Annotated in this window: 10 protein-coding genes and 1 pseudogene; 7 read left to right on the forward strand and 4 right to left on the reverse strand. The window is 74.2% G+C overall.

The genetic code is table 11. The features are described from left to right. A pseudogene (locus tag KIK08_RS34110) lies at nucleotides 1–333 on the reverse strand (dTDP-Rha--alpha-D-GlcNAc-pyrophosphate polyprenol alpha-3-L-rhamnosyltransferase); the annotation flags it as partial. Nucleotides 334–563: 230 nt separating this feature from the next. Here KIK08_RS34110 and KIK08_RS34115 point away from each other — a divergent pair. The 4 genes from KIK08_RS34115 to KIK08_RS34130 are packed head-to-tail and all read left to right on the forward strand — an operon-like array spanning nucleotide 564 to nucleotide 4577. Then, nucleotides 564–1697 (forward strand): ABC transporter substrate-binding protein, encoded by a 1134-nt coding sequence (locus KIK08_RS34115; protein ID WP_214407450.1) that lies wholly within the window; start codon nucleotides 564–566, stop codon nucleotides 1695–1697. Between the two features lie 29 nt (nucleotides 1698–1726). Further along, nucleotides 1727–2638 (forward strand): ABC transporter permease, encoded by a 912-nt coding sequence (locus KIK08_RS34120; protein WP_214407443.1) that lies wholly within the window; start codon nucleotides 1727–1729, stop codon nucleotides 2636–2638. Continuing rightward, nucleotides 2626–3456, forward strand: coding sequence for an ABC transporter permease (locus tag KIK08_RS34125; protein WP_308258065.1), 831 nt, complete (start codon nucleotides 2626–2628; stop codon nucleotides 3454–3456). Before KIK08_RS34120 ends, KIK08_RS34125 begins: the two co-directional genes overlap by 13 nt. Then, the gene (locus tag KIK08_RS34130) at nucleotides 3453–4577 is read left to right on the forward strand and encodes an ABC transporter ATP-binding protein (protein WP_214407444.1); all 1125 of its coding nucleotides are present in this window, start codon (nucleotides 3453–3455) and stop codon (nucleotides 4575–4577) included. Before KIK08_RS34125 ends, KIK08_RS34130 begins: the two co-directional genes overlap by 4 nt. Before the next feature lie 75 nt (nucleotides 4578–4652). On the opposite strand, the gene KIK08_RS34135 is transcribed toward KIK08_RS34130, so the two are convergent. Together KIK08_RS34135 and KIK08_RS34140 are read right to left on the reverse strand one after the other, a co-directional pair. Then, entirely contained in the window at nucleotides 4653–5606 is a 954-nt protein-coding gene (locus KIK08_RS34135) for a tetratricopeptide repeat protein (RefSeq protein WP_214407445.1), read from the reverse strand. A 52-nt stretch (nucleotides 5607–5658) separates the two neighbouring features. Then, nucleotides 5659–6498 carry a glycosyltransferase gene (locus KIK08_RS34140; RefSeq protein ID WP_214407446.1) on the reverse strand — a complete coding sequence of 280 codons (840 nt, stop codon included), beginning with the start codon at nucleotides 6496–6498 and terminating at the stop codon, nucleotides 5659–5661. 141 nt (nucleotides 6499–6639) lie between these two features. On the opposite strand from KIK08_RS34140, the gene KIK08_RS34145 reads away from it, so the two are divergent. Both KIK08_RS34145 and KIK08_RS34150 read left to right on the forward strand, forming a co-directional pair. Continuing rightward, entirely contained in the window at nucleotides 6640–8283 is a 1644-nt protein-coding gene (locus KIK08_RS34145) for an LCP family protein (RefSeq protein WP_308258066.1), read from the forward strand. A gap of 48 nt (nucleotides 8284–8331) precedes the next feature. Then, nucleotides 8332–9051, forward strand: a complete 720-nt coding sequence (locus tag KIK08_RS34150) for a TIGR03089 family protein (protein WP_308258067.1) — start codon at nucleotides 8332–8334, stop codon at nucleotides 9049–9051. A 17-nt stretch (nucleotides 9052–9068) separates the two neighbouring features. Here the strand turns inward: KIK08_RS34150 and KIK08_RS34155 are convergent, their stop codons facing one another. Further along, nucleotides 9069–9317, reverse strand: coding sequence for a hypothetical protein (locus KIK08_RS34155; RefSeq protein WP_214407448.1), 249 nt, complete (start codon nucleotides 9315–9317; stop codon nucleotides 9069–9071). Nucleotides 9318–9538: 221 nt separating this feature from the next. Between KIK08_RS34155 and KIK08_RS34160 the strand changes: the two genes are divergently transcribed. Beyond that, nucleotides 9539–10371 (forward strand): serine/threonine-protein kinase (locus KIK08_RS34160; RefSeq protein ID WP_214407449.1); only part of this gene is annotated, 833 nt, incomplete at its 3' end.

Raw genomic sequence — 10371 nt, forward strand, 5'->3', positions numbered from 1 at the left:
CGCGTCGGCGACCAGCGCGTCCAGCGCACCGTCGGCCCACTCGACCTCCGGCGCGGCCAGCGCCACCCAGCCGACGGCCGGGTCGAGCCCGGCCACGGCCCGGTTGACCGCCGCGGCCCGCCCGACGTCCTCGCCCAGGCGCAGCACGTCGACACCGGGCGTCGTCACCGCCGCCCCGGTGCCGCTGTCGGCCACCACGATCCGCGGCGAGCGGGACGTGGCGGCGTCGATCGACCGGACGAGCCGGTCGAGCGCGCCGGCGGCGGTGGACGCACGCAGCACGGTGACGACGGCGAGCTCGTCGCCGTAGCTCGTGACCGGGTCCACGCGCACTTCGGGCACCCTAGTGGGGCGCCGCCACCCGTCGACGGGCGGCACGTGGGGCGACCGCGGACGGGCGCGCCCGTCCGTGGCGGCGCGGAACACCCGCACCCACCCGTTCGGATGACCACCGCCCGGGGTTTACGACTCCGAGACCGGACCGCAACCGGTCGGACCATGGTCAAGGGCCGATCGGCGGGCGAGACTGCGCTCATCCGTCGAGGAGGAACTCCGTGCGCTCCATGCGAACGATGGCCACCTGCGTGGCCGGCATCCCGCTGCTGCTGATCGCGGCCTGCGGCACCCCGTCGGCCCCGCCGCCCGCCTCCGGCGGGTCCGGCGAGAACGCCGCGGCCGCCGCCACCGCCACCTCCGCCGCCGACCTCGGCGGCATGGACGCCCTCGTCGCCGCGGCCAAGGAGGAGGGCACGCTCAACGTCATCGCGCTCCCGCCCGACTGGGCCAACTACGGCGAGCTGATCTCGACCTTCGAGAGCAAGTACGGCATCGAGGTCGACTCCCAGCAGCCCGACGCCAACAGCCAGCAGGAGATCGACGCGGCCAAGCAGCTGACCGGGCAGGACCGCGCTCCGGACGTGTTCGACCTGGGCAGCGCCGTCGCGCTGGCCAACACCGACCTGTTCGCCCCGTACAAGGTCGAGGCGTTCGACGACATCCGCGACGACCTCAAGGAGCCGACCGGGCTCTGGGTCAGCGACTACACCGGCTACATGTCGATCGGCTACGACGCCGGCAAGGTCCCGGCCCCGACGACCGTCGCCGACCTGCTCAAGCCCGAGTACGCCGGCAAGGTGGCGCTGAACGGCGACCCGACCCAGGCCGCGGCCGGCTTCAACGGCGTGCTGATGACCGCGCTGGCCAACGGCGGCTCGGCCGACGACATCGCCCCCGGCGTCGAGTTCTTCAAGCAGCTCAAGGCGGCCGGCAACCTGCTGCCGGTCGACCCGACCCCGGCGACCATCGAGTCCGGGCAGACCCCGGTCGTCATCGACTGGGACTACACCAACGCGGCCCAGACCACGGCGCTGGCCGGCAAGGTCGACTGGAAGGTCGTCGTCCCGGAGAACGCGGTCGTCGCCTCCTACTACATCCAGGCCATCAACAAGGACGCCCCGCACCCGGCCGCGGCCCGGCTCTGGCAGGAGTTCCTGTTCTCCCCCGAGGGCCAGAACCTGTGGCTGAAGGGCTTCGCCCGGCCCGTGCTGGCCGAGAAGATGGCCGCCGACGGCACCATCGACCAGGCCGCGTACGCCGCGCTCCCGCCGGCCACCGGCGAGGCCGTCGTGCTCACCCAGGACCAGCAGACCACGGTGCAGGAGTACCTGAAGGCCAACTGGCAGCAGGCCGTCGGCTGATCCGGCCCCGCTGACCGATCATGACCGACATGCTGGCGCCCGCGCCGGCGCAGACCCGACCGACCGGCCCCGCCACCAGGCGCGGGGCCGGTCGTCGGCTGAGCGCCTACCTCGGGGTGGTGCCCTTCCTGGCGTTCGTCACGGTGTTCCTGCTGTGGCCGACCTACATCGTCGTCACCGGCGCGTTCCAGGACGACCAGGGGCAGTTCACGATGTCCAACGTCGAGGCCGTGCTCAGCGGCCCGGCCTACCTCGACTCGTTCCTGGTGTCGATCGCGCTGTCGCTGGTCACCGCCGCGCTCGGGGCCGTCTTCGGCGCGCTGCTGGCCTGGGCGGTGGCCGAGGGCAGGCCCGACGGGCTGCTGCGCCGCTGCGTGGTCGCGGCCAGCGGCGTGCTGGCCCAGTTCGGCGGCGTGATGCTGGCCTTCGCGTTCCTGGCCACGTTCGGCTTCAACGGCTTCATCACCCTGCTGCTGGCCGACACCCTCGGCATCGACCCGCTGTCGGGCGGCGGCTGGATCTACGGCTTCGCCGGGCTGGCCGTGGTCTACACCTACTTCCAGATCCCGCTGATGCTGATCGTGTTCCTGCCCGCGCTGGAGGGCCTCAAGCCGCAGTGGCGGGAGGCCTCCGACAGCCTCGGCGGCTCCGGCTGGGCCTACTGGCGCCACGTCGGCGGCCCGATCCTGAGCCCCAGCTTCGCCGGCGCCGCGCTGCTGCTGTTCGCCAACGCCTTCTCCGCCTACGCCACCGCCGCCGCCCTGATCAGCCAGGGCAGCCCGCTGGCGCCGCTGCAGATCCGCTCGGCGCTGACCAGCGAGACCGTGCTGGGGCAGGCCAACGTGGGCAAGGCACTCGCACTGGGGATGGTGATCGTGGTGGCGGTCGTCATGACGCTGTACGCGCTGCTGCAGCGGAGGACGTCGAAGTGGCTGCGGTGACCGGGCGGCGCAGCCGCTCGATCCTGCGCTGGCTGGTGCTCGTCGTCGTCGGGATCTACCTGCTGCTGCCGCTGCTGGCGATGGTCGAGTTCTCGACCCGCGGCGCGGGCGGCACCCGGTCGCTGGAGGCCTGGCGCGGCATCGGCGAGGACGACGACCTGCTCGACTCCATCCTGACCTCGGTCGAGCTGGCCGCGCTGACCGTCGTCGGGATGCTGGTGCTGCTGGTGCCCACCATGACCTGGGTGCACCTGCGGGTGCCCGCCGTGCGCCGGATCGTGGAGTTCATCTGCCTGCTGCCGCTGACGATCCCGGCGATCGTGCTGGTGGTGGGCATCGCACCGATCTACGCCTGGGTCACCTACCTCGTCGGCGACTCGCCGCTCACGCTGACGTTCGTCTACGTCGTGCTGGTGCTGCCCTACGCCTACCGGGCCATCGACGGCGGCCTCGGCGCGATCGACATCGTGACGCTGTCCGAGGCGGCCCGCAGCCTGGGCGCGTCGTGGCCGCAGGTGCTCGTCCGGGTGATCATCCCGAACATCCGCGGCGCGCTGATCTCGGCGTCGGTGGTGTCGATCGCGCTGGTGCTGGGCGAGTTCACCATCGCCTCGCTGCTCAACTTCGACACCGTGCAGGTCGTCATCAACCTGCTGGGCAAGCGCAACGCCGGGATCGCCGTCGCCGTCTCCGTCGCCGCGCTGCTGTTCGCGTTCGTCCTGCTGGTGGTGGTCGCCTACCTGGAGCCGCGGCGGCGCTCCGCCCCGGACGACGAGACCCCCGCCACCGCCCCGGCCGTCCAGGAGGCCCGCGCATGACCTCGCCGAACAAGGTGACGAACAAGGTGACGAACAAGGTGCAGACCGACTCCCCCGCGGCCACGTCGGAGCCACCCGCCCTCGGCGGCGGCGTCGAGGTGCGGCTGGTCGACCTGCGCCGCACCTACGGCACCGTGCACGCCCTCGACGGCCTGTCGCTCGACCTGCAGCCCGGCGAACTCGTCGCCCTGCTGGGACCCTCCGGCTGCGGCAAGACGACCGCGCTGCGCGCGCTCGCCGGCCTGGAGGAGCTCGACTCCGGCACGGTGATGGTCGACGGCAAGGACATCACCCGGGTGAGCGCGCACCGGCGCAACATGGGGATGGTCTTCCAGGCCTACAGCCTGTTCCCCAACATGACCGCGCGCGACAACGTCGCCTACGGCCTGCGCCTGCGCAAGACGGCCGCCGCGGCCCGCCGCAAGCGCGCCGACGAACTGCTGGAGCTGGTCGGCCTGGGCACCCACGCCACCCGCTACCCCCACCAGCTCTCCGGCGGCCAGCAGCAGCGCGTCGCGCTGGCCAGGGCGCTGGCCATCGCCCCGCAGGTCCTGCTGCTCGACGAGCCGCTGTCCGCGCTGGACGCCAAGGTCCGCGCCCAGCTGCGCGACGAGATCCGCCGCGTCCAGCGCGAGGTCGGCACCACCACCCTGTTCGTCACCCACGACCAGGAGGAGGCGCTGGCCATGGCCGACCGGGTCGGCGTCATGTCGGCCGGGCAGCTGCAGCAGATCGCCCCGCCCGCCGAGCTGTACGAGCGGCCGCGCACGGCGTTCGTCGCCGAGTTCGTCGGGCTCACCAACCGCGTCCCCGGCACCGTCGACGACGGCCGCGTGCGGGTGCTGGGCACCGACCTGCCGCTGCTGGAGGGCTCGGTGACCACCGGAGCGGCCACGGTCCTGGTGCGCCCGGAGGCGGTCGAGGTCGCCCCGGACGACGACGGCAACGGCCGCGTCGTCGCGCCGACCTACCTGGGCTCGCTGGGCCGGGTGGAGATCCGGATGCACGACGACTCGGTCGTGCTGGCCCAGGTGACCAGCCACCAGGCGACCGAGCTGACCCCCGGCACCCCCGTCCGCGTCACCGTCCGCCCCACCCCGGTCCTGGCCATCGCCCCCTGACCCTCTCCTCCCGCCCGTCGCCCCCCGGATCGGCGGGCGGGAGGGCGAGGCCGGGGCAGGTGTGCGGGGCCGGTGTCAGTCGTCGGTGGGGTCGCCGCCGTCGAGCTCGATGAGCGCGGTCATGGCGTCCGCGTCGCCGGAGTCGGCCGCCTGCTGCAGGTACCAGCGCGCCTCCTCCGGCCGCCCCGCCTGGACCAGGAAGTACCCCATCGTGGAGGCCCAGTTGGGCTCGGCGTGGCGCTGCGCCTCCCGGAACTCCGCCTCCGCGCCGGCGGCGTCGCCCCGCGCGGACAGCAGGAACTGCCCGTAGGCGGTGTGGGCGCGCAGCCCGCCCAGCTCGGCCGCGCGCCGGTAGTAGGTCTCCGCCTCGTCGACGCGCTCCTGGACGGAGCGCACGTCGGCGAGCGCGACGATCGTGTCGGGGCGGGTCTCGTCGGCGTAGGCCTCGGCGGCCTCGATGGCGGCGAGGGTGTCGCCGGATTCCAGGTACAGCGAGACGAGGTTGGCGCCGGCCTGCGGGTCGCCCTCGCTGGCCGCCCAGGACAGCACCTGCACGACCTCGCCGAAGCGGTTCTGGTCGCGCAGCAGGATGGCCAGGTCGTTGGACGCGCTGAGCTGGCCGTTCGCGATCGCCACCCGGAACGCGGCCTCGGCGCGCTCGTGGTCGCCCAGCGCGGCGAGCGCGACGCCGAGGCGCCCCGCGTAGCGCACCTCGCCCTCCTCGACGATCGGGAGGAGCCAGTCGACGAGGGGCTGCCATGCGCCGCTGTCGAGGTGGGCGCGGACGAGCAGGTCGGTCGCGGAGGGCTCGCCTGCGGCCACGGCCTGGCGCAGCACCTCGACGGCGTCGACGGCGCGGCCGGTGTCGATCAGCGCGGCGCCCTCGGCGGACAGCGGCTCGGACAGCGGCATCGGGCTGGGCTCGGTCAGCGGATCCACCTCCGCGTCGGGGGCGGCCGGGGCCTCCGCCACCGTGACGGGCGCGGGCTCGGCGGGCTCGGGACCGGCCGCGTGGACGGGGGTGGTCATGGTCGTCTCGCCTTCGTCGGGGGCGGGGATCACCCGTCCCGGGCGCCCCCCGTCACCTGCGGTAGGTCGCGATGACCATTCTGTACGCGATCCGGCGAATCCGCTCGGGCACCAGGCGGTACCCGCCACGCACGGCGACGTTGCGGAGGCACTGGCCGCGGGTGGTGAACCGCAGCTTGCGGAACCGGCGCTGGATCGCCAGCTCGGCGCGCAGCTGGGCCCAGCCGCCGCGGCGGGCGTACGCGCCTGCCCCGACCCGGTACTTGACCAGCGGTTCGGCCACGTTGGCCACCCGCGCCCCAGCCATGATCATCTTCGCCCACAGGAGGTAGTCCTCCATGAGCGCGAAGTCGGTGTAGCCGCCCACCCCGCGCACCACCGACCTGCGGTAGACCACGGTCGGGTGGTTGAACGGGGAGGCGACGCGCGCCCGCGCGCGGATGTCCTCGGGGCGCACCGGCGGGGTGCGGGTGCCGACGACGTCGCCGGCGTGCTCACCGAACTCCAGCAGCCCCGAGCCGACGATGTCGGCCCCGGCCTCGATGACCGGCACCTGCACCTCGAACCGGTGCGGCACGCTGATGTCGTCGGCGTCCATCCGGGCGACCACGTCGTGGCGGCAGTAGGCGAGCCCGGCGTCGAGCGCCATGCCGAGCCCGACGTTGCGGTCCAGCTCGACCAGCTCGACAGGCACCGGGCTCGACCCGGCCAGCGCCTTCAGCCGGTCGGCCAGCGCGTCGGGCACGGGGCCGTCACGCACGATGACGACCTGGTCGGGTGGGCGGGTCTGCTCCTGGACCGAGGAGCGGAACGCCTCCTCGAGGTGGTCGGGGTCGTCACCGGCCCAGACCGGCAGCAGGAGGGACAGCTGCTCGGGCAACTGGCGGCTCACCTCACCTGATCGCGGTCACGCTGCGTGCACGGATCACGGGGACGGTCGTCACCCGCGACACGCCCCGACCGGTGGCCGGTCACGGGTGCGTGCTGCTGCACCCTAGGCCGACCCGGTAACAGCGGTCGGTGGAGGTACGAGGTGGACGGACGTGGCTCGCCCGTCCGACCCGACCCGCGCCCGAGGTGGGCGGACGCACCCGTCGACGGCCCGGCCGGGCACCGCGACGCCGCCACCATCCGCGCCGAACTGGCCGCGCGCAGGCGCGCCCCGGCGTCGTTCTCCCGTCCCGACGGCTACCGTCGCTCCGTGGCCGAGCAGCCGGTGACCGACGCCGGCGCGCGCCGGTTCGACCTGCGCCGCATCACGCACCGCGCACGGATCGCGACCGCGGTGCTGTCCGCGCTGATCTTCCTGGTCACCGGCGTGGCCTGGGGCTTCTACCGCGACATCACCGCGGGCATCACCACGACGTCCGCCGTCGGCGAGGGCGACGGCGGCGACCAGAACATCCTGCTGGTAGGGGTGGACAGCCGCACCGACGCGCAGGGCGACCCGCTGCCGCCGGAGGTGCTGCGCGAGCTCAACAGCGGCGCCGACACCGGGGTGCTCAACTCCGACACGATCATCCTGTTGCACGTGCCGGAGGGCGGTGGCGGGGCGGTCGCGTTCTCCATCCCGCGCGACAGCTACGTCCGCATCCCCGGCTACCGCCAGGACAAGATCAACGCCGCCTACCCGGCGACGAAGGCACTCGTCGCCGAGGACCTGGTCCGCGACGGCGTCACCGACCGCACCCGGATCGACCTGGAGTCCAGCGAGGCCGGCCGGCGGTCGCTCATCGAGACCGTCGAGGAGCTGACCGGCGTCGTCGTCGACCACTACGCCGAGATCAACCTGCTCGGCTTCTACAACCTCACCACCGCGATCGGCGGCGTCGACGTCTGCCTCAACCGCGCCGTCGACGACCACCTGTCCGGCGCCCGCTTCCCCGCCGGTCCGCAGACCATCGCCGGGCGCGACGCACTGGCGTTCGTCCGCCAGCGCCACGGCCTGCCCGACGGCGACCTGTCCCGGATCCGCCGCCAGCAGGCGTTCCTGGCCGCGGTGGCCGACAAGATCCTCTCCGGTGGAACCCTGACCGACCCGGCCAAGCTCGGCGGGCTCATCGACGTCGTGCAGCGGTCGGTGGTGATCGACGCGGGCTGGGACCTGCTGTCGTTCGCCCGGCAGGCCAGCGACCTGGCCGGCGGCAACCTCGAGTTCGTGACGGTCCCGACGCGCGGCGCCGAGACCAACAGCCGCGGCGACGTGGTCGTGGTCGACCCGGACGAGGTGGGCGACTTCATCGAGGAGCGCACCGCCGCGCTCGACGACGCCGCCGAGGAGCCGGAGCTGCCCGCGCGGCCGGCCACGCTCGACATCATCGCCTCCCGCTACGTCACCGACGTGCGCAACGGCTCGCAGACCGTCGGCCTGGCCACCGGCGTGGCCGCGCACCTGCGCACGCTCGGTTTCCTGCCGGGCACAGTGGACAACACCGATCCGACCGCGACGTCGGTCGTGCGCTACTCCGACCCCGACGGCGACGCCGCGCGGGCCGTCGCCGCGCAGCTGGGCGACATCGCGACCGAGCGCTCCGACGACGTCCCCCGCGGGCACCTGCTCGTCGTCGCGGGCGACGACTTCGACGCGCGCACCATCGCCACCACGACCGCCGCGCCCACCGCCACCCCGTCCGCCGAGCCCGGGATCACCGCGGCCGGCCCGGGCTGCGTCGACTGAACGCCGCTTCGACCGATGGATACCGCCCCGACTGAATACGGTGGGCACGTGACGCTCACCGCCGCACTCCTGGACCACCTGCGCACCGGCCCCGACGCCGCCCGGCCGCTGATCACCTACTACGACGACGCGACCGGCGAGCGCATCGAGCTGTCCGCGACGACCGCGGCCAACTGGGCGTCCAAGGCGGCCAACCTGCTGCGCGAGGAGTGCGACGTCGAGCCGGGCGCGAAGGTCGCGCTGCTGCTGCCCCCGCACTGGCAGACGGCGGCGGTCCTGCTGGCGGCCTGGTGGTGCGGCGCCGAGGTGGTCACCGATCCCGCCACCGCGGAGTGGGTCCTCTGCGACGCCGACCGGCTCGACCTGGCCCTGGCCGTCGACCCGCCCGGCGGCGTCGTCGCGCTGTCGCTGGACGCCTTCGGCAAGGGCATCGCCGGGCTGCCCGCCGGGGTGATCGACTTCGCCACCGAGGTCCGGCTGCAGCCCGACGACTTCGTCCCGTGGGAGCCGGTCACGACCACGGCGCCCGCGCTGGACGGCCAGTCGGTCGGCGAGCTGCTCGACGCCGCCCACGCGGCCGCGCGAGCCCACCACCTGTCCGGCGGGTCGCGGGTCCTGTCGACCCTGGAGTGGTCGGGAGAGGGCCTGGTCACCGGGCTGCTGGCGGTGCTGGCCGCGGGGGCGTCGCTGGTCCAGGTGCGCCACCCGGACCCGGCCGCGCTGGAGCGCAGGGCGCAGGGCGAGCGGGTGACCGTCCGGCTGGGGTGAGCGCCGCGGGCGGGCGGCTACTGCCGCCCGAACCCGCGGTCCTTCAACCACAGCCCGACGCGGTCCCCGATCAGCACGCCGCCGACGCCGGCGGGCGTGAGGCCCAGCACCGCGGCCCAGTCCAGCCACGTCGTCGGCGCCCACCCCGTCCAGCCCAGGCCCACGACCGCGGCCAGCGCCGCGAACACCGCCGCGACGGCGAGGTAGGGCCGGAGCGCCGCGGACGGCTTCCAGAACGGCTTGCGACGACCCGGTGATATGTCCACTCAGGACACTCGGCGACGCGCGACCGGACGTTAGCGGCCGTTCGGCAGCCGGGGGCGCAATCGGGTGATCGCGGCGATCCGGACGTCGATGTCGGCGTCCCGGACGGCACCGGGGGCGGGGAGCCCACGGATCACGGGCTGCATCGGCGGGGTGGCGGAGCCGTCCGACGGTCTGATCGCTCGACGTCGCCCGTGCGGTGCGGGCCACTAGGATCGCCGCCGTGCCCATCTCCGGCGGGAGCGCCGCGAGCGGAGCGGTGTTCGGCCCGTACCGCCTCGTCTCGCTGCTCGGCCGGGGCGGCATGGCCGAGGTGTGGCGCGCCGTGGACACCCGCAAGGACCGCGAGATCGCGCTCAAGCTGCTGGGCCCGTGGCTGCGCGGCGACGCCGGCTACGAGCGCCGGTTCCGGCGGGAGTCCGCGCTGGTGGCCCGGCTCAACGCGCCCAACGTCATCCCGATCCACGACTGCGGCGAGGTCGCCGGGCGGCTGTTCATCGACATGCCCCTGGTCGACGGCACCGACCTGGGCACCCTCCTCGGGCGCGACGGCCCGCTCGCGCCCGAGCGGGCGGTGCGGATCATCGAGCAGGTCGCCCACGCGCTGGCGGCCGCCCACCGGGCCGGGCTCGTGCACCGCGACGTCAAGCCGTCCAACGTGCTCGTCACCGCGGACGGGTCCGAGCACGTCTACCTGATCGACTTCGGGGTCGCCCGCGACGTGGACGGCACGCTGCTGTCGTCCTCGGTCGGGGCGGTGATCGGCACCCCGACCTACCTGGCGCCCGAGCGCTTCGAGGGCGACGGCGACCACCGCGGCGACGTCTACGCCCTGGGCTGCCTGCTGCACGAGGCCCTCACCGCGGAGCCGCCGTTCAGCGCGGAGGGCCTCGTCGGCCTCCTGCACGCCCACCGGCACGCGCCGCCGCCGCGGCCGTCGACGCGCCCGGGCGTGCCCGCGGCCCTGGACGCCGTCGTCGCGCGGGCGATGGCCAAGGACCCCGACGCCCGCTTCGCCACCGCCACCGATCTCGCCGTCGCCGCCCGGGCCGCGCT

Source organism: Pseudonocardia lacus, from assembly GCF_018531445.1.
Taxonomy (GTDB): domain Bacteria; phylum Actinomycetota; class Actinomycetes; order Mycobacteriales; family Pseudonocardiaceae; genus Pseudonocardia; species Pseudonocardia lacus.

Coding starts and splice junctions, on each gene's coding strand:
- KIK08_RS34120 (WP_214407443.1), top strand. CDS start 1,727: ATGCTGGCGCCCGCGCCGGCGCAGACCCGACCGACCGGCCCCGCCACC.
- KIK08_RS34130 (WP_214407444.1), top strand. CDS start 3,453: ATGACCTCGCCGAACAAGGTGACGAACAAGGTGACGAACAAGGTGCAG.
- KIK08_RS34115 (WP_214407450.1), top strand. CDS start 564: ATGCGAACGATGGCCACCTGCGTGGCCGGCATCCCGCTGCTGCTGATC.
- KIK08_RS34135 (WP_214407445.1), bottom strand. CDS start 5,606: ATGACCACCCCCGTCCACGCGGCCGGTCCCGAGCCCGCCGAGCCCGCG.